This is a genomic window from Kibdelosporangium philippinense (assembly GCF_021390435.2).
Taxonomy (GTDB): Bacteria; Actinomycetota; Actinomycetes; order Mycobacteriales; family Pseudonocardiaceae; genus Kibdelosporangium; species Kibdelosporangium philippinense.
Genome location: NZ_JAJVCN010000001.1, coordinates 3,247,499 through 3,264,584, shown reverse-complemented (window position 1 = coordinate 3,264,584; position 17,086 = coordinate 3,247,499). Strand labels below are relative to the sequence as shown.

18 protein-coding genes are annotated in these 17,086 nt (G+C 65.4%); 12 read left to right on the top strand and 6 right to left on the bottom strand.

Translation table 11 applies throughout. From position 1 onward, the window contains the following. The first annotated feature begins 27 nt into the window (after positions 1-27). The gene (locus LWC34_RS15065) at positions 28-1,722 is read left to right on the top strand and encodes a putative bifunctional diguanylate cyclase/phosphodiesterase (protein ID WP_233725684.1); all 1,695 of its coding nucleotides are present in this window, start codon (positions 28-30) and stop codon (positions 1,720-1,722) included. Here the strand turns inward: LWC34_RS15065 and LWC34_RS15060 are convergent. Next, on the bottom strand, positions 1,719-2,429 hold the full coding sequence (locus tag LWC34_RS15060) for a class I SAM-dependent methyltransferase (RefSeq protein WP_233725683.1): 711 nt from the start codon (positions 2,427-2,429) through the stop codon (positions 1,719-1,721). The genes LWC34_RS15065 and LWC34_RS15060 overlap by 4 nt on opposite strands. Continuing rightward, positions 2,426-3,043, bottom strand: a complete 618-nt coding sequence (locus LWC34_RS15055; protein ID WP_233725682.1) for a maleylpyruvate isomerase family mycothiol-dependent enzyme — start codon at positions 3,041-3,043, stop codon at positions 2,426-2,428. Before LWC34_RS15055 ends, LWC34_RS15060 begins: the two co-directional genes overlap by 4 nt. Positions 3,044-3,189: 146 nt before the next feature. Between LWC34_RS15055 and LWC34_RS15050 the strand changes: the two genes are divergently transcribed. The 9 genes from LWC34_RS15050 (at position 3,190) to LWC34_RS15010 (ending at position 11,592) form a co-directional block, all read left to right on the top strand. Continuing rightward, entirely contained in the window at positions 3,190-3,699 is a 510-nt protein-coding gene (locus LWC34_RS15050) for an RICIN domain-containing protein (RefSeq protein WP_233725681.1), read from the top strand. 80 nt (positions 3,700-3,779) lie between these two features. Beyond that, the gene (locus tag LWC34_RS58045) at positions 3,780-4,625 is read left to right on the top strand and encodes a helix-turn-helix transcriptional regulator (protein WP_250109441.1); all 846 of its coding nucleotides are present in this window, start codon (positions 3,780-3,782) and stop codon (positions 4,623-4,625) included. A gap of 50 nt (positions 4,626-4,675) precedes the next feature. Then, positions 4,676-4,999: a M14 family zinc carboxypeptidase gene (locus LWC34_RS15040; protein WP_233725679.1), complete on the top strand. Its 324-nt coding sequence runs from the start codon at positions 4,676-4,678 to the stop codon at positions 4,997-4,999. After that, entirely contained in the window at positions 4,996-5,631 is a 636-nt protein-coding gene (locus tag LWC34_RS15035) for a hypothetical protein (RefSeq protein WP_233725678.1), read from the top strand. The genes LWC34_RS15040 and LWC34_RS15035 overlap by 4 nt, the downstream gene beginning before the upstream one ends. Before the next feature lie 231 nt (positions 5,632-5,862). Then, positions 5,863-6,771 (top strand): M6 family metallopeptidase, encoded by a 909-nt coding sequence (locus LWC34_RS15030; protein WP_233725677.1) that lies wholly within the window; start codon positions 5,863-5,865, stop codon positions 6,769-6,771. 354 nt (positions 6,772-7,125) lie between these two features. Next, positions 7,126-8,562: an ABC transporter substrate-binding protein gene (locus LWC34_RS15025; RefSeq protein ID WP_233725676.1), complete on the top strand. Its 1,437-nt coding sequence runs from the start codon at positions 7,126-7,128 to the stop codon at positions 8,560-8,562. Then, a complete protein-coding gene (locus LWC34_RS15020; RefSeq protein WP_233725675.1) occupies positions 8,559-9,521 on the top strand; it encodes a carbohydrate ABC transporter permease in 963 nt (320 codons plus the stop codon). Before LWC34_RS15025 ends, LWC34_RS15020 begins: the two co-directional genes overlap by 4 nt. A gap of 9 nt (positions 9,522-9,530) precedes the next feature. Next, a complete protein-coding gene (locus LWC34_RS15015; protein ID WP_233725674.1) occupies positions 9,531-10,460 on the top strand; it encodes a carbohydrate ABC transporter permease in 930 nt (309 codons plus the stop codon). A gap of 13 nt (positions 10,461-10,473) precedes the next feature. Beyond that, positions 10,474-11,592 (top strand): ABC transporter ATP-binding protein, encoded by a 1,119-nt coding sequence (locus LWC34_RS15010; protein WP_233725673.1) that lies wholly within the window; start codon positions 10,474-10,476, stop codon positions 11,590-11,592. A 110-nt stretch (positions 11,593-11,702) separates the two neighbouring features. Here the strand turns inward: LWC34_RS15010 and LWC34_RS15005 are convergent, their stop codons facing one another. The 4 genes from LWC34_RS15005 to LWC34_RS14990 all read right to left on the bottom strand — a co-directional run bounded on the left by LWC34_RS15005 (position 11,703) and on the right by LWC34_RS14990 (position 15,522). Next, positions 11,703-11,936: an RICIN domain-containing protein gene (locus LWC34_RS15005; protein WP_233725672.1), complete on the bottom strand. Its 234-nt coding sequence runs from the start codon at positions 11,934-11,936 to the stop codon at positions 11,703-11,705. A 366-nt stretch (positions 11,937-12,302) separates the two neighbouring features. Beyond that, positions 12,303-13,484, bottom strand: coding sequence for an RNA polymerase sigma factor (locus LWC34_RS15000; RefSeq protein WP_233725671.1), 1,182 nt, complete (start codon positions 13,482-13,484; stop codon positions 12,303-12,305). 1 nt (position 13,485) lies between these two features. After that, a complete protein-coding gene (locus LWC34_RS14995) occupies positions 13,486-13,833 on the bottom strand; it encodes a YciI family protein (RefSeq protein WP_233725670.1) in 348 nt (115 codons plus the stop codon). Between the two features lie 264 nt (positions 13,834-14,097). Continuing rightward, on the bottom strand, positions 14,098-15,522 hold the full coding sequence (locus LWC34_RS14990) for a beta-N-acetylhexosaminidase (protein WP_233725669.1): 1,425 nt from the start codon (positions 15,520-15,522) through the stop codon (positions 14,098-14,100). Between the two features lie 102 nt (positions 15,523-15,624). On the opposite strand from LWC34_RS14990, the gene LWC34_RS59295 reads away from it, so the two are divergent. Beyond that, positions 15,625-16,269 carry a nucleotidyltransferase family protein gene (locus tag LWC34_RS59295; RefSeq protein ID WP_443667748.1) on the top strand — a complete coding sequence of 215 codons (645 nt, stop codon included), beginning with the start codon at positions 15,625-15,627 and terminating at the stop codon, positions 16,267-16,269. Then, positions 16,257-17,057, top strand: a complete 801-nt coding sequence (locus LWC34_RS14980; protein WP_233725668.1) for a MerR family transcriptional regulator — start codon at positions 16,257-16,259, stop codon at positions 17,055-17,057. The genes LWC34_RS59295 and LWC34_RS14980 overlap by 13 nt, the downstream gene beginning before the upstream one ends. Positions 17,058-17,086 lie beyond the last annotated feature (29 nt).

Sequence of the window (17,086 nt, the reverse complement as noted above, 5' to 3'; positions counted from 1 at the left end):
TGTGCCAGAGATCCTGCGAGGGTGTTAGTGAGCGACGACAGCGCCTCATTGGGCGAGGTGCTGGCGGCCAGCGATATCGCGTTTGCCGTCACCGACCAGCGGTGCCGGGTGAAGTGGGCCAACCCCCGGATGGCCGAGCTGCTCGGCCTGAGCGCCGAACAGAGTGTGGGCCGGTCCCTGCCTGCCCTGCTGGCGGGCGCGCCTGAGTCGCCGACCGACGAGGCTGTCGTGGTCTCGTGGCGGTCCCATGACGAGCTCGACCACCGGTGGCTGGAGATCTTCTGCGCCCCGATGGCCGAGAACGACCTGCTGTTCCGCGCGGTGGACGTGACGCGCTGGCGTGACCAGGAGCTGCGGGCCGCCAAGCTCGGGCACCGGCACGAGGACCTGCTGCGGATGGTGGAGGAAGACCCGCTCACGGGCCTGCCCAACCGCCGCGCGCTGACCAGGGAGCTGGAGCGCCAGCTCGCGCTGGGCGTGCGGGGCGCGTTGCTCCTGCTTGACCTCGACAACTTCAAAGACATCAACGACCTGCGCGGCCACCCTGCCGGTGACCGGGTGATGTGCACGCTGGCCAACCTGCTGCGCGACCGGCTGACCGACGGGCAGATCGTCGGACGCCTCGGCGGCGACGAGTTCGCGGTCGTCCTGCCTGGGGCGGACGAGCGGGAAGCAGTCGCGGTGGCCGACCGGTTGCGCACGGCCGTGGCCGCGATTCCGCTCAGCGGTGGCTCTGGCGCGGCTCGTACGACGATCAGCGCGGGCGTGGCACGGTTCGACTCGGGGGAGAGCTGGCAGGCGATCCTAGCCAACGCGGACCTGGCGCTGTACGCCTCGAAGGCCGCGGGCCGTAACAGGGTCACGGTCTACGAGCAGGGCCACTACCAGGACACCGCGTTGCGAGTGTCGGTACTGGACCGTCTGCGAGGAGCGTTGCAGGACGGCGGTTTCGCGCTGCACGCCATGCCGATGGTCAAGCTCGCGAGCGGACGCGTGGTCGGCCACGAGCTTCTGCTGCGTCTTGAGGACAACAAGCACCCGCGCCTGGGCCCCGGAGAGTTCCTGCCCGCCGCCGAGCGCAGCGACCTGGTCCTGGATATCGACCGGTGGGTGGCGGGCACGGCGATCGACGCGCTGGTCGAGCACCCGTACCCGGGTCTGCGGTTCAACGTGAACGTCTCCGGCCGCACGTTGGAAGACGAGGACTTCGGCGACTTCGTGCTCGACCGGATCGCGGCCGCCGGTGTGGCGCCGGGACGGCTGGGTTTCGAGATCACCGAGACCGCGGCGGTGACCAATTTGGATGCCGCGCGCAGCCTGGCGCAGCAGCTGCGGGCCAGCGGTTGCCGGATCACGTTGGACGACTTCGGCTCCGGATTCGGCTCGTTCGTGCATCTGAAGCAGTTGCCGATCACCGGGCTGAAGATCGACGGCGAGTTCGTGCACGGCATCGACTACGGCAGCCGCGACACCGTTTTGGTCAGCGGCATCGTGGATATCGCCCGCGGTCTCGGGCTTTCGGTTGTGGCGGAATGGGTTGAGCGGCCGACGCAGGTGCAGGCGTTGTCCCGGCTGGGAGTCAGGGTCGCCCAGGGCTTCCACCTCGGCCGGCCGGAACCGTTGAACGACTTGCTGGCCCGGCCGAACGTCGGCTGGCCGCAGCGGCCGCAGTCGATGGAGGAAGCCGCCGAGCAGAACCGGGCCCGCGTGGAGAACGCCTAAGGCCGCGTTCCGATGGCATAACGGAAGTGGTTGACCAGGCGGTATCCGCCGTCGGCGGTCTTGAAGGGCTTCGCGGCCTGCACGACCGTCGGCGCGTCTTGCGGGTTCTCGCCGAGCAGGATGCCGCGCAGAAGCGTCTCCTCATCGGGCACTTCCCACACGACCTCGACAAGACCGCTCGTGCTGACCTTCAGGTTGACCTCGCGCAGCACGGCCTCGAAGCCACCGGGTTTACGGAACTCGCCATCCGCTGAGGGCTCGTCGGCCAACACCTCGTCGATCGCGTTGAAGTCGTTGCGGGCACGTTCGGCCCATCCGACGAGCGCGACCTGGGTGCCCATGAAGGCGAACTCGTCGACGCTCTTGACCGGATCGGCCGCGAACTCCAGCACGTTGAAGGCCGTCACCACGTCGAAGTCGTCGTCCGGCCATGGCAGCGGCCGGTCGAGGTCACCGAGCCTGACCTCGGCGTGCGGCGCCCGCTGCTTGGCCAAGGCCACCATTCCCGGCGAAGAGTCGATCCCCACCGCCTCGCCACACAGTTCATGCACGTACGCCAGGAACTCACCGCTGCCACAGCCGATGTCCAGCACCCGCACACCGGGCCCGATGCCGGTCACCTCAGCGATCTCGCGCTGGGCGGGTCCGGCGAACCCACCCCACAGCTGCGCCCAGGTCTCGGCGACCTCGGACCACGGATCAGTCATACAACCCTCGCTGTCGCTTCCTCCGCACCAGGCCCACTGACCCTAGCCACTCGCCCAGTCGCGAGCATCAGTAGTTCGGATGCTGCTGCGTGCAGCTCCTGCGGCCCGTCGCCGCCCTGCCAGTCCGCGTCGGTGGCGATCAGCCGCATCCCGGCGAACCGCTTCTTGCCGCCGTAGAAGCTGCTCGGCCAGACGTGATCGAGGGCGGTAACGACGTATTCGATGGACATGTGCCGGTCACGGTCCAGCGGGCGGGCGATGTCCTGGGCGTGCACGAGCAGGTCGACCAGAGCGTCGACTCGGCCGCCGAGGGCGAATTTCTTGTCGCTGGTGGCGTCTTCGCGCAGCTGGGCGATGAGCTGCTCAGGCGTGAGGTCGCGGGCGCGTTCCTTGGCCCAGTCGGCTTCGGCCTTGGGATAGTTGCCTTTCGCCTTGGCCACCCTGAGCAGCGTTTTCGGCAGCGACTGGCGCGTGGACAGCGTGATGTGGGCGAGTACCTCGTGGATGGTCCATGCCGTACAGAGCGACTGGACGTGCCAGTCCTCGGGCTTGAGGGTGTCGAGGAAATCGGCAAGGGAACGGCGTTCGGCGTGGATCGCGGCCAGGGTGTCCATCGGTCTCCTTCTTTCGGTCGCTGGATGGACTCCAGGCCGCGGCGAAACTCATCGGTGGATCTACGCAGTTGTGCGTATGGATCATGGTCGGCCGTTCGACGAGCCTTCTCTACGCAAGATCCGGCAGAAGAGAAAGGCTGATTCGATTGCGGCGGTTGGGTTACGTGGCCGTACTGGCCATGACGGCGCTCGCGGTGCTCGTCGCACCGGCACAGGCGGCGACGTGGGGCCAGATCCAGAACAAGTTCAGTACGAAGTGCGTTGACGAGAAGGACCAGGACCGTCAGGTCAACGGCGCGCATGTGCAGCAATGGGACTGCAAGAGCGTGTCCAACCAGCGGTGGCTGCCGGTGCAGCAGCCCAACGGGTTCTTCCAGCTGATCAGTGAGCGCAGCGGGAAATGCCTGATGATCGACGGCCGCGACACCCGGTCGGGTGCGCTGGCCGTGGTCTGGGACTGCATCCCCGGTGACAGGGCGCAGCAGTGGAACCGGGTGCGTAACCCGTTCCCGAACGCGACCAACTCGTCATGGCTGGTGAACGTCAACAGCGAGAAGTGCCTGGAGATCCCCGGCTGGAACACGGGCAACGGGTTGTTCCTCGCGCAGTCGGACTGCGTCGGCGGGCACAAGCAGTACTGGAACACCAACTTCTGATCGGCCTGGCTGGCCGTCCTTTCGGGCGGCCAGCCCGCAATGCTGATCACGCGCGGTGCGTGTCCGGCGATCTACCGGCCGTGCCCGACAGTTTGCTTACGGGGTACCAGCGGGTGCTGGACCTCGCCGTGGACATCCTCGACAATCCTGAGTCTGCGCCATCGACGACGATCGCAACGACCCTTGCCTCGATCCTGCGCTCGAATGTCGCGTTCTACATAGACATTGGCGTCGAATCAGCCGACGTGTCGGCGATCAGCTTTGACCGTGACCCCGGTGCGTTTCGCACGATGATGACGGTGGCCGCGTCCCATCCGTTGTTCCAGCACTATCGCGACACCGGAACGCACGAGGTGCTCGACGCCCGCACGCTGCTGGGCGGATCGTTGTGGCGTAACCACGAGATCTTCTCGATATCCCGTGCGTTACTTGACATCCGTGAGCACGTGACCATTCCGCTGGGCGCGATGCGCGGCTACTCACTCGGTCGTTCGGATGGCGCCTATTCGGCGGCAGAGCTTGCCCTGTTGGAACGAGTTCAGGCTTTGTTGATGAGCCTGGACCGGCATCAGCGAACGTATCGCCATTGGCACACAAGCATTGCCTCGCCCGCGCGTGCCGCCGAGGTCGCCGAGGATTTCCGCCTGACTTCGCGTGAGATAACGGTGTTGCACTTGCTCGCTCAGGCCCGTACGGCGCCGTCGATCGCCCGTCAGTTAAGGATTTCCCCGCGAACCGTGCACAAGCACGTGGAAAACCTCTATCGCAAGCTTGGTACCTCCGACCGGCTCAGTGCGATCCAACGGGCTCACGCGCTCGGTCTGCTCCAATTCAGCGATACGCCTGGTGAGAAGACGCCCAGACATATCGCACCGGGCGTTCTAAACTCGAACAGTCCGGCCAGCAAAGGGGAACAACGGCCGTGACACTCGCTTCTTCGTAACACCCGGGGTTTCCGGGTTCCGGAGGTTTCTACATGAGACAGATCGCTGCGGCGATGGCGTTGACGGCTGCGCTGAGCACAGGGGTGTTAGCCGCCCCGATGGCCAACGCGACCCCGTGGGCGGAAGGCGTTTTCCGGCCGTACAGCGGAAGTACGGGACTGGCGCAGGAAATGCGCAGTCTCGCTGACCAGTATCCGACTCTGGCCAAACTGGAGTCGATCGGGAAATCGGTGCAGGGCAAGGACATTCTCGTTGTCAAGGTGACGAAGAACGCCCGGACCGTGCCGATGGCACCCGGCCTGGCACTTTGTACCTTGGCGCGCAACACGCCCGGGAGTGGATCACCCCGGAGATGACGCGCAGGCTGCTGCGCGAGGTGCTGACCGGTGACCCGGCCAACCCCGCGATCCCTGGTGTCCGGCCGCAGGTGACGTCCGACATCTCCACATCCAACGGCGATTCCATGCAGCATGCGGCCAACGTGCACGGTGTGCTGATGCTGGCCGACGAGATGTCCAGCTGCCAGGTGGCCTCGCAGAGGGATCCGAACGACGAATGGCTGCTGCAGGGCATCCCCAGCGGCTTCGCGTTCCCGGACAGCGAGAAACTGATCCAGGCCGAGTACGCCACGAACCTGCCGTTCGCGCTGTCGGTGGCCCAGTCGGCTCCGCGGCCGGACGAGCCAGTGTCGGTGCTTGGTCGAACCGCCACGCCGCTGACCCCAAGGGCTTTCACCACGTCGTACGCGGATGGGGGAGCGCAGACCGTCGCTGTCACCGGGCGCAAGAACCTTGGCACCAAGCAGTTGCACTACCGGATCGACCAGGGCAGTCCGCGCTCCGTGGCCGTTGCCGCGTGGGCGGGCGGCAAGGTTACGGCGGGCATAACAACAAGTACTACGACGAGTACCGGGGCAGGATCGATGGCGCCCGGCCGGGTTCTACTGTCGAGTTCTGGTTTTCGGGCGTGGCCAATGGCACGACCGTGACGAGCCCGCACGTGACCCGCACCGTCGCCAATCCCGCTGACAGTGACACTTTGGTTGTGGCTGACGGCGCCGACCCGAAGACGTATGTCGACGCGCTCGCGGGCGATGTGGCTGTATGGGATGTGCGTACCCAAGGTGCCCCGGACGCGTTGGGCGTGTTGAGCCACTTCAAGACTGTGGTGTGGGCGGTTGGATTCCAGGCTGCGAACGTGGCGACCACGTTGGCCGTGCGTGATTACCTCAATGAAGGCGGCAGGGTGGTTCAGGGCGGGCTGGCCGCACGGACCGACCGGATTCACCGGAACAGGTGCCCTGTCCGGGACCACGGCCTCGTTGTCGCAGGCCACGGCCGCCGGATTCACCTCAATCAGCGACATCCTGCCTGCCGCGCAGTACCCGCAGTTCCGCAGCGCCCTCGCGGGAACGTACGACGGGGTACGCGGCCCGTTCGAGCCCTTCGCAGGCAACGGATTCGCCGCGACCCGGCACGCGGACAACAGCTATGCACGCTTGACCAGGACCGCTGACCTGACGGGAGTGCGGGCCGATCAGACGCCGGAACTTCGGTTCGCGTTGTCGTATGATACTGAACCCGGCTACGACAACCTGATCATCGAGGCACACACGGTTGGCCAGGACGACTGGACGACGCTGCCGCAGAACGGCAGCGACACCGGCGTGCCGGAAGGCTGCGTCGAGGCGGTCGGGCAGTACCCAGCGCTCGCGAACTACCTGACCGTGTCCTGTGGTACCTGTCAGCCGCGCGGCACCACAGGTACGTGGAACCGCGTCCACGGCAGCAGCAACGGCTGGCGGCAGACGACGGTGGATCTGTCGGCCTATGCGGGCAAACAGGTCGAAGTGTCGATCACCTGTATATCTGACCCGGCCTTCGGCGGTCGTGGCGCGTTCGTGGACAACGCCAGCTTGGTGGTGGGCGGGAACGCGGTCGACAGCATGGACTTCGAGTCTGGTCTCGGCGGCTGGCGCAGCGCTCAGTGGGTCCAGTCCGGCGCGGTTCTGCGCACGCAGGCCGCGATCTCGACCGCGCACTCGGTGGTGATCGGTTTCGGCCTGGAATCGGTGCCCGCCGCTCAGCGCGCGGCCATCCCGCGGCGCGCGATGGCCACTTCGTACTGACCGGACGCGTTGGACATTCCCCAACGAAATGGGCTGATCCGTGGTCCTTCACGGTTAGGCTGCGGTTTCGCACGTGCGGTGGCTGGTCGTCCGGAGACCCGCGAGGATCGACGCGTGCAGACAAAGGCGCGAAGAGGGACATTGGGTGCGAATCGGCCGCTCATGCGGGGGATGCCCGGGACTGGACAAGTGGGGGCCCGCGAGGCATGCTCTGCCCCGAGCTAGGTTGGTACAGACCAATGCAACGAGAGTGCATCTTTGTGTTGACTTCTGCTTGAAACTGCCGGAATAGTTGCACATCCGCGCAAGGCGCTTGGTTCGTCTTGCCAACAAGGCTTCATAGGTGGTGACTGGATGCGATCGATCTATGGCGGTAGACGAGGCACGTCCGCTCTTGTGCTGACCGCTGCCGTCTCGCTCGTGCTGGCCGGCTGCGGGTCCGGCACGGACAACGCGGGCGGCGGTTCGGGCAACGCCCCAGCGGGCGATGACGGCAAGCTTGTCGGTGAGCAGGAGTACATCAACGCTCCCTGCCCCGAGGCCGCGGTCAAGCCCGCCCAGAAGGAGTTCACCTACTGGTCGATGTGGACCAAGGACGAACCGCAGGGCCGCGTGCTGCAGAAGGCCTTCAAGTGCTTCGAGGAGAAGGCCGGCGTCAAGGTCAACGTCCAGTGGTTCGGCCGCAAGTTCCTCACCCAGAACGTCGCGCCCGCGCTGAACACCGACACCGTGCCCGACCTGATCGACCAGGACATCAGCCAGGTCAAGGCGGCGGTTGTGGACACGGGCGGCACGCAGGGTCTCGACGATGTGCTGGCGATGAAGGTCGGCGAGGGTGACAAGACCGTCAAGGACGTCATTCCCTCCTACCTCTACGACATCCCGCAGGCCAAGGACAAGGACGGCAAGCTCTTCTCCGTTCCTTACGAGGTGCTGTCCAACGGCTGGTGGTACAACAAGAAGACGCAGAAGGACTTCGTCGAGCCGAAGACGACCGAAGAGCTCTTCGCGGCGCTGGACAAGGCCAAGGCCGCTGGCGGCGCGATCGCGCAGGACGGCGACATCGACTTCTACAACGCCTACTTCCTGACCCAGATCGCCGAGAAGTACGTCGGCGCCGGCGGGATCCAGAAGGCGGTCGACGACAAGACCGGCACCCTGTGGAAGAGCGAGCCCGGCTTCCTCAAGGCCGCGCAGTACGTCGAGCGGATCGCCAAGGGCGGCTACTTCGTCGACGGCTGGGACGCCAGCAAGTTCCCGCAGGTCCAGCAGCAGTGGGCGGACGGAACCGCGGCGTTCCTGTTCGTCGGCTCGTGGGGCCCGAGTGAGACCCGCGAGTACCTCGGCAAGCAGGGTGGCGGTGCGACCATCGACTACGGCTCGTTCCAGTTCCCCAAGCCAGCCGACGCGACCCACGACACCATCGAGTTCCTGCCGATCGGCTGGTCGGTGACCAAGAAGGCGAAGAACGCGGAGGCCGCGAAGGCGTTCATCGCGTACTTCTCCAACAAGGACCTCGCCCGTGGCATCCCCGCGGTGGCCGACAACCTGCACCCGCGGGCCGAGCTGCCGGTGCCCGACGACCTCAAACAGCTCAACGAGGCCCTGACCAACCCCGCCAAGGAGAAGGTCATCTTCATGGACTCGATCGACTCGCTCTATGAGGGCACCTACGTCAAGAACGTCTTCTACCCGCTGAACAACGAGCTGCTCAAGGGCAAGATCTCCGCGCAGCAGTTCGTCGACCAGATCGGCCCGAAGACCGCGGACTTCTGGAAGTCGAGGGGATGACCGCTAGTTTGGCCACGCCGCCTGCCGCCGGCCACAAGCCGGGGGCAGGCGGTCGTAGTACGCCCGCCGCGCACGTCGCCCGGCGCAAGAAGCTGTTCTGGCCGTTTCTCGCGCCGACGCTGGTGCTGTACGGGGTGTTCCTGGTCGCGCCGACGATCGCCACGATCGTGCTCAGTTTCTCCAACTGGCGCGGCGCCGGTGATACGCCGGAGTTCAACGGGTTCACCCAGTACTCGCAGATCTTCGCCGACGAGGGGTTCCAGAACGCCTTCGTCAACACGCTGATCTACATCACGCTCGGCGGCGTCGGCACGTTCGTGCTCGCGTTCCTGTTCACAATGGTGCTGCGGGACATGCGGGGCAACAAGATGGTCCGCGCCATCCTGTTCTTCCCGAACATCGTCGCCCCGGTGGCCCTTGGCATGTTCTTCGGCGTGGTGTACCGCTACCAGCCCAACCGGCAAGGCCTGGCGAACTTCCTGCTGGAGAGCGTCGGGCTCTCGGCGGTGAAGTTCCTCGACGCCGAGTCGATCACCTGGGTGGTGCTGCTGTCGATCATCTGGGCGAGCGCGGGTTTCTACATCACCATCCTGATGGCCGCGGTCGACCGGATCCCGCCGTATCTCTACGAGGACGCCTCGATCGCGGGCGCGTCCCCGTGGCAGAAGTTCCGCAACATCACGCTCCCGCTGACGTGGGACGTGGTCGGGATCGCCGGTGTGCTGTGGACGATCAACGCGATCAAGATCTTCGAGCTGGTCTTCGTGATGGCCGGTTCGGGGACCTACGCACCGCCGATCCACACGTGGACGCTGGGCATCTTCGTGTTCGACCGTTCGTTCGGCGGTACGCCAGCCTTCGGCACGGCCTGTGCGTGCGCGGTCGTGATGATCGTGCTGGTGTCGGTTTTCGTGGTGGCGCTGCGCAGGTTGCTGCGCCGCGACGCGATCCAGTTCTGAGAGGCGCGAGTGTCGACCACCGCTGTTTCACCTTCCACTGTGGACACGCCGCCGCGCCGCAAAGCGCCGAGGCGGCCGAAGCCCGCGCCGGGAACCAAGCGGATCAGCCCGATGCGGGTGATCGGGCTTGCCGTTGTGTGGCTGTTCACCGCGTTCAACCTGCTCGTGCTCTATTGGCTGATCATGGCGGCGTTCAAGACACCGCTGGAGATCTTCCGTGAGCCGCTGTCGTTGCCCGCGGTGCTGTTCGAACGCGGCACGCCGTTCCGCAACTTCATCTACGCGTGGGACAGCGCGGACTTCGGCACGGCGTTCCTGAACACCGTGCTGCTGGTCGCGATCTGCTCGGTGGTGATCGTGCTGGTCTCCGCGCCCGCGGCGTACGCGCTGTCCCGGCTGGGCGTGCGCGGATCAGGGCCGATGACCGCGTTCATCGCGATCGGGATGGGTGTGCCGTTCCAGACGGTGATCATCCCGCTGTTCATCGCGATGTCGAAGATCGACCTGAACAACAACTTGTTCGGGCTCGCGCTGATCTACATCGCGTTGTCGTTGCCGTTCACGGTGTTCTTGTTGACCGGCTTCTTCCGGACACTGCCCGACGAGCTGGAGGAGGCCGCGTCGATCGACGGCGCGTCAGCCACCCGCACGTTCTGGTCGATCATGCTGCCGCTGGCCAGAGGCGGCATGATCACCGCGCTGATCCTCAACGCGATCGGGCTGTGGAACGAGACGTTGCTCGCGATCGTGTTCCTGCAGGAGAACGCGAACTTCACGCTGGCACGCGCGTTGTTCACCTTCTACAACGCCGCGTCCTACCAGTCGGAGTACGGCGGACTGCTGGCCGGTGTGGCCATCATCGTGCTGCCGATGCTCGTGATGTACATCCTGCTTGCTCGTCGGATCATCACCGGCCTCACGCTCGGCGCCGGAAAGTAGGGAGAGCTCCAAGATGGCTACGGTCTCGTTCCGGGGCGCGACCCGGTACTACGCGGGCAACGACAAGCCCGCGGTCGACGGACTCGATCTCGAAGTCGCCGACGGGGAGTTCCTCGTCCTGGTCGGCCCATCAGGCTGCGGAAAGTCCACCACGCTGCGGATGCTCGCCGGTCTGGAAGGCGTCGACGACGGCGAGATCTGGATCGGCGACAAGAACGTCACCGACATGGAGCCGCGCTCGCGTGACATCGCCATGGTGTTCCAGAACTACGCGCTCTACCCGCACATGACAGTGCACGAGAACATCGCGTTCCACCTCAAGATCGCCAAGATGCCCAAAGACCAGCGCGACGAGCGCGTGCGGGAAGCGGCCAAGCTGCTCGACCTGGAGCAGTACCTCGACCGCAAGCCCGCCAAGCTCTCCGGTGGCCAGCGGCAGCGTGTGGCGATGGGACGCGCGATCGTGCGTCAGCCGCAGGTGTTCTGCATGGACGAACCACTGTCCAACCTGGACGCCAAGCTGCGGGTGCAGACCCGCACGCAGATCGCGTCCTTGCAGCGACGCCTTGGCACCACGACGATCTACGTCACGCACGACCAGGTCGAGGCGATGACCATGGGCGACCGGGTCGCGGTGATGCGCGACGGCCTGCTGCAGCAGTGCGACACCCCAGTTGGGCTGTTCTCCAAGCCGCGCAACGTGTTCGTGGCCGGGTTCATCGGCTCGCCCGCGATGAACCTGATCCCGGCGCGCGTGTCGGACTCCGGTGTTGTGCTTGGTGGTACGACGATTCCGTTGACTCCGGAGCAAAAGGCCGCGGTGACGGGATCCGAGGTGATCGTCGGGATCCGGCCGGAGGGCTGGGACATCGTGGCTGCCGCCGAAGGCCTGTCAGTGACCATCGAGGCCGTGGAGGAGCTGGGTTCCGACCAGTACCTGTACGGCTCGTCGGACGCTGAACTGGTGGCAGCGGGGGAGAGCGCCGAGCACAAAGAGGCGCCGCATCCGGTTGTCGTGCGGACGCCGGGCATGTCGGACTGGAGCCGTGGCCAGCAGCTCGGGGTTCGGCCTCGGGCGGGCGCGGTGCACCTGTTCGACAAGGAGACTGGCGAGCGTCTGCCGGACGCTTAGCGCTCCTGAACCTTGTGGGCAACTCCTGGTGGACGGTGGCTGACCGATCTACCAGGAGTTCCTTCGTCTACACGGCACGCCGAACCAAGATCAAGTTGAACAACGGTCTCTCAGACCGTCTGGAGCACCCACTGCTGGTCCCGGTAGTTCAGGCAGTCGTACTGGAACGCCGGTGAGCCGTTGACGTTGTTGGCCCCCTGGATCACGAGGCAGCGGCCGGTGTGGACGTTGATGATCCTGACCGGCGCGTTCGCGACGGCGGTCTTCGCCTGGACGGCGGGCGTTAAACCGAGTGTGAGAACGAGTGTCGCGAGGGCGACGAAAGCACGACGAAATAAGGACATGGGCAACCCCCAGACGATCTTTGATCAAGGCCCCTGGAGCGTACACAGCCGCGAATGCCGCCGCTACGCGGTAAAAGCTCGCGGAAGCGCGGAAGACCTGTCTCGGTCTTGGCGCCACGAACGACTCCAAGACCCCGCTGACATCGGTCAATGTGGGCAGCGCGGCCACGTCGCCGCCCTCCGTTGCCAGTCGCGCCAGTCGCGCCGCCAGCACGCCAATCATCTGTGACTTCCCGTGCGGCGTGCCGATCGGCTTCGCACTCGATCACGTCTCGTCCAGCCATGCCGCGGCAACGGCTTGCGTGCGGGAGAACCTCGACCCGCTGATCAGCGAGGCGCCGGCGTCCTCAATGGACAGAGGTGCTCTTAGAGATTCGCCCGCCGGGTCTTGAGGAAGGCTCGTTCGGTGTCGTTGGTGGCCAAGGCTATTGCCTCGGCGTAGGCGGCATTGGCCTCTTCGTTTTCCCCAAGGCGGGCAAGCAGGTCCGCGCGGGTCGCGGGCAACAGGTGGTAGCCAGGGAGGTCCAGCTCCTCGATGGCGTTGAGCGCGGCCGCCGGCCCGTGAACCTCGGCGACGGCGACCGCGCGGTTGAGGGCGACGATCGCGGTCGGGGTGTGCTGCACCAGCTGGTCGTAGAGAGCCAGGACCTGCGTCCAGTCGGTCTTCGGCCCGTCGGTGTGCACGGCGTTGATCGCGGCTTGTAGCTGATAGGGGCCGGGTTGGGCTCGGCGCAGGCACTGGCGTACCAGATCATGCCCTTCTTCGATCAGGTCCTGGTTCCACAGTGTCCGGTCCTGTTCGGCGAGCACCACGAGTTCGCCATCGGGCCCGACGCGTGCCGGTCGCCGGGCTTCGGTGAGCAGGAGCAAGGCGAGCAGCCCGATCACCTCAGGCTCGTCGGGCATCAGCTCGGCGAGCGCCCTGGCAAGGCGGATTGCTTCCTGGCACAGGTCTGTGCGGACCAGCGGGCCCGAGGTGGACGCGTATCCCTCGTTGAAGATCAGGTAGACGACCGTGAGCACAGAGGACAGTCGCTGTGGCAGGTCGGCGGAATTGGGTACGCGGTAGGGGATTCCCGCGTCCCGGATCTTCTTCTTCGCCCGGACGATACGTTGAAAGATCGTCGCTTCGGGGACGAGGTAGGCCCGCGCGATCTCGGGGGCTTCCAGGCCGCCGAGCATTCTGAGCGTGAGCGCGGTCTGGGCGAGGGGTGACAGTGCCGGGTGGCAGCAGGTGAAGATCATCCTGAGCTGGTCGTCACGCACTGGTCCTAGTTGCCCAGGCTCGTCGGGTTCATGCAGCAGCAGGGCTTGTGCGTGACGGGCTTCGCGCGTGGACTCCCTACGCAGGCGGTCGATCGCGCGGTTTCTGGCTGTGGTCACGATCCACGCGCCTGGGTTCGCGGGCAGGGCTTCGGCCCACTTGTCGATGGCCACCGTGAACGCGTCCTGCACGGCCTCCTCGGCCAGCCCGATGTCGCCGAGGAGGCGTGTCAGGGTGGCCACGCACCGGCCGTATTCCGCCCGGTAGACGCCGTCCAGATCCATTTCAGTCGACCTGGTCGAAGGGGCGGACCTCGATCACGCGCCCGCAGGCCAACGCACATTTGTGCGCCCAGGCCAGTGCTTGGTCAAGATCGTCACACTGGATCACCCAGAAGCCGCCGAGCTGCTCTTTCGTTTCCGCGAACGGGCCGTCGGTCATCGTGGTCGTGCCGTTGGCTGGGCGGACGACCGTGCTGGCGTCCGAGGGGACCAGCCCGCCGACAAAGACCCACGCGCCCGCGGCCCGCATCTCATCGGTGACCCGGCCCGTCCTTGCCATCATTTCCCGCAGCTCGTCGCCGGTTTCGCGTACGGTCTCGTCGAGCTGGACGGCGAGCAGGTACTGCTTCATGGCTGGCTCCTTCGTGAGTGCTGTCTCACCTTCGCGACGAACGGGCTCGACGCCATTCGACACCACACCACAAGAATCAGCTCCAGCCGGTCCGTGCGGCAGCTAGTACTACGGACACGGTGTATTTCAGAGTGACAAAACGCCCCTCAGCCCTGAAGGGAAACCTGCGCCGGCCGAGCCTGTGGCCAAGGCAAGCCACAAGGTCTGTCGTGAGTGGTTAGACGAGTTCTAACTCGTCCAACCACTCACGAGGGGGGCGTGGGCTCAGTCGGCCCAGGGGATCTGGGTCGATGCGTAGAACTCGATGCCCTGTGCGGTCCAGCGCGGGCCGTGGGTTGCCAGGCGCCTGCGGAAGTCTTGCCAGTCATGGCTTTCCCGCGGCGACCAGCCGAGTTCGGCGATCGCGGGCAGGCGGGGGAAGACCATGAAGTCGATGTGGCCGCGGTGTTCCACATGCTCGGTCCACAGCGGACCCTCAACCCCGAAGATGGCTTCTTCGGGCACGTTGGCGAGGTAGCTGCCGGGATCCCAGTCGTAGACGTCCTGGACATCGAGGTAACCGGCCCACTTGTACCCGGTGGGGGAGTCGGGGGTGTATTTCATGTCCAGATACACCTTGTTGGCGGGGGAGAGGAGGATCTTGTGTCCTCGGGCGGCCGCCTCGGCGACGCGTGGGTCGTCGTCGGCCTTGCTCCAGAACTGGGGGATGGTGCCTGCGGGCGGGTCGGCGCGCAGGATCTCGTGCCAGCCAATGGCTTGTTTGCCATACCGGTTGACCATGTCCACGGCCCGGCGCACGTACTTGACGTAGCCCTCCTCGGGTGTGGCGTGGGTTTCGTCCGTACCGATGTGCAGATACGGGCCGGGGGTGAGGGCGGCGACTTCGCGCAGGACGTCGTCGGTGAACTGGTACGTGACTTCCTTGTCTGTGCACAGTGAACTGAATCCGGTGGCTGTACCGGTCCTGATGAAGGGCTCGGGCGCGACGCCGCCACACGTGAGTTCGGGGTAGGCCACGAGGGCCGCGTTGACGTGACCGGGGAGGTCGATCTCGGGGATGAGCGTGATGTGCCGGGATTGGGCATAGGCAACGATTTCGCGGAATTCCTGCTGTGTGTAGAACCCGCTCGGCCCGCCGCCGACCTGTGTCGCGGCGCCGATCGTGGTCAGCTTGGGCCAGCTGGCGATCTCCAGCCGCCAGCCCTGGTCGTCGGTGAGGTGCAGGTGCAGGACGTTGATCTTGTACTGGACGATCTGGTCGATGAACCGCTTGACCTCGTCGACAGTGAAGAAATGCCGGGAGACGTCCAGCATCGTGCCCCGGTGGGCGAATCGCGGATAGTCCAGGATCTGGCCGCCGTCCACAACCTGCTCATCCGAAACCAACTGGCGCAGGGTTTGTACGGCCAGGAACAGGCCGGTTTCGGTGTTGGCCCGCAGGTCGACGGCTGTGTTGGTGACGGCCAGCTGATAGCCGCTGTCGCCGACTCTCGGGTCGGCATCCTGCAGCGACAGCGTGATCTCGCCTGTTGCGCCTGTGGGGAGGGCGAGGGTTTCGGCGAGGTACTGCGCGACGGTGGCGGTGTCGTCGGTGATGCGGACTGTCGTGTGCTCGGTGATCACGAAACTGTCGGTGGAGGGGTGTACCTCTACTGGAGCGGGGATGACGGAGGTGATTCGGGAGGTCATGGTCCGGTTGTAGCAACCGAGTGCATACACTTCACTTGATACTACGAACACTGTGAATTACATCTTGACGAAATAGAGCCAAAACCGCACAGGGAAAGACCGATGGATCCCAAGAAGTCGGTGAACGCGGCAGACCTTCGGGATGTCCTGTCGTGCAACAAGGTTCTGCTCGAGGTGCTCGATCGCGCTGCGGAACTGGCGTTGCCTGGCTGGTATCTGGCAGCCGGGTGCGTGTTCCAGACGGTGTGGAACGTGCGGACCGGACGGCCGCCGACACACGGCATCAGGGACTACGACCTGATGTACTTCGACGACTCGGATCTGTCGTGGGAGGCGGAAGACGCGGTGATCAGGTCGGCTGAGTTCGGGGACGCGCCGGTCGAGATCCGCAACGAAGCCCGGGTACACCTGTGGTACGAGAAGAAGTTCGGCGTCCCGTGCCCGCCGTACAACTCCACTGAGGACGCCATTGGCACCTTTGCCGCAGTTGCCTGCTGTGTGGGTGTCCGCCATCGATGGGGGAGGGGAGTGGCGGGTCTGCGCGCCCTACGGCCTGGCGGACATGTTCGACCTCGTGCTGCGGCCCAATCGGGTGCTCGCCCCTCGGAGCGTGTACGAAGCCAAGACGGCTCGCTGGCAGCGCGAGTGGCCCGAGCTGCGGATAGCGCCGTGGACTTGACCTTGCCCTTGGGGACGGCCGCAGAGTGGGCAGCGTCCGACACGAGGAGACGACCATGGACCTGCTGACGATCGGCGCGTTCGCACGTTTGGCGCGCCTGTCACCCAAAGCCTTGCGGCTGTATGACGAGCTGAACCTGCTGCCACCGGCGCGAGTGGACCCGGATACCGGCTACCGCTGGTACTCCGAGGATCAGCTCGACCGAGCACGGCAGGTCGCCCAGTTGCGGCAACTCGACATGCCACTGGCCCGGATCAGGACGGTCCTCGATCTACCGGCCGAAGCGCTGGCCAGCGAGCTCGGCGCGTACTGGGAAGAGCAGGAACGGGGCTGGCGGGCGAGACGGGAACTGGTCGATTTCCTCGTGAACCACTTGACTGGCAAGGAAACCCCCATGTTCGACGTATCTGTCCGTGACATCCCGGCTCGTGCGCTGCTGACCACGAGCGAACACCTCACCGCCGACCAGATCAGTGCGTTCGCGGCGCCGTTGTTCGCGCTGTTCGCTGGTCCAACGGTGGCCCGGCCAGAGGGCGTGGCTGGTCGTCCATTTCTGCGCTATCACGGGGAAATCAGCAACGACACCGACGGTTTGGTCGAATTCTGCTGCCCTGTCACGCGGGACCAGGTCGATGTGCCTGACATGACCCGGCGCACGGAGGACGCGGGCCGGGAGGCGTACATCTGTGTGTCCAAGGCCGATATGGCGACCGCACTGGGATTTGAGTCGCTGTATCGGTGGCTTGAGGCGCACAAGGAACAGTCTGACTGGCGGCCGCGGCAGACTTTCCTGGCCGATCCGGCCACAGTGGACGCCGAGGATGTCGTCTACGAGCTCGCTGTGCGACTGCTGTGAGTACTACAGGCTATGTGGCTTTCATCGTA

Excerpts from the sequence above, each read along its gene's own strand:
- LWC34_RS14980 (WP_233725668.1), top strand. The coding sequence starts at position 16,257 with ATGGACCTGCTGACGATCGGCGCGTTCGCACGTTTGGCGCGCCTGTCA.
- LWC34_RS59295 (WP_443667748.1), top strand. The coding sequence starts at position 15,625 with ATGGATCCCAAGAAGTCGGTGAACGCGGCAGACCTTCGGGATGTCCTG.
- LWC34_RS15005 (WP_233725672.1), bottom strand. The coding sequence starts at position 11,936 with ATGTCCTTATTTCGTCGTGCTTTCGTCGCCCTCGCGACACTCGTTCTC.
- LWC34_RS15055 (WP_233725682.1), bottom strand. The coding sequence starts at position 3,043 with ATGGACACCCTGGCCGCGATCCACGCCGAACGCCGTTCCCTTGCCGAT.
- LWC34_RS15035 (WP_233725678.1), top strand. The coding sequence starts at position 4,996 with ATGACGCGCAGGCTGCTGCGCGAGGTGCTGACCGGTGACCCGGCCAAC.
- LWC34_RS15010 (WP_233725673.1), top strand. The coding sequence starts at position 10,474 with ATGGCTACGGTCTCGTTCCGGGGCGCGACCCGGTACTACGCGGGCAAC.
- LWC34_RS14990 (WP_233725669.1), bottom strand. The coding sequence starts at position 15,522 with ATGACCTCCCGAATCACCTCCGTCATCCCCGCTCCAGTAGAGGTACAC.
- LWC34_RS15020 (WP_233725675.1), top strand. The coding sequence starts at position 8,559 with ATGACCGCTAGTTTGGCCACGCCGCCTGCCGCCGGCCACAAGCCGGGG.
- LWC34_RS14995 (WP_233725670.1), bottom strand. The coding sequence starts at position 13,833 with ATGAAGCAGTACCTGCTCGCCGTCCAGCTCGACGAGACCGTACGCGAA.
- LWC34_RS15040 (WP_233725679.1), top strand. The coding sequence starts at position 4,676 with ATGAGACAGATCGCTGCGGCGATGGCGTTGACGGCTGCGCTGAGCACA.
- LWC34_RS15000 (WP_233725671.1), bottom strand. The coding sequence starts at position 13,484 with ATGGATCTGGACGGCGTCTACCGGGCGGAATACGGCCGGTGCGTGGCC.
- LWC34_RS15025 (WP_233725676.1), top strand. The coding sequence starts at position 7,126 with ATGCGATCGATCTATGGCGGTAGACGAGGCACGTCCGCTCTTGTGCTG.
- LWC34_RS15060 (WP_233725683.1), bottom strand. The coding sequence starts at position 2,429 with ATGACTGATCCGTGGTCCGAGGTCGCCGAGACCTGGGCGCAGCTGTGG.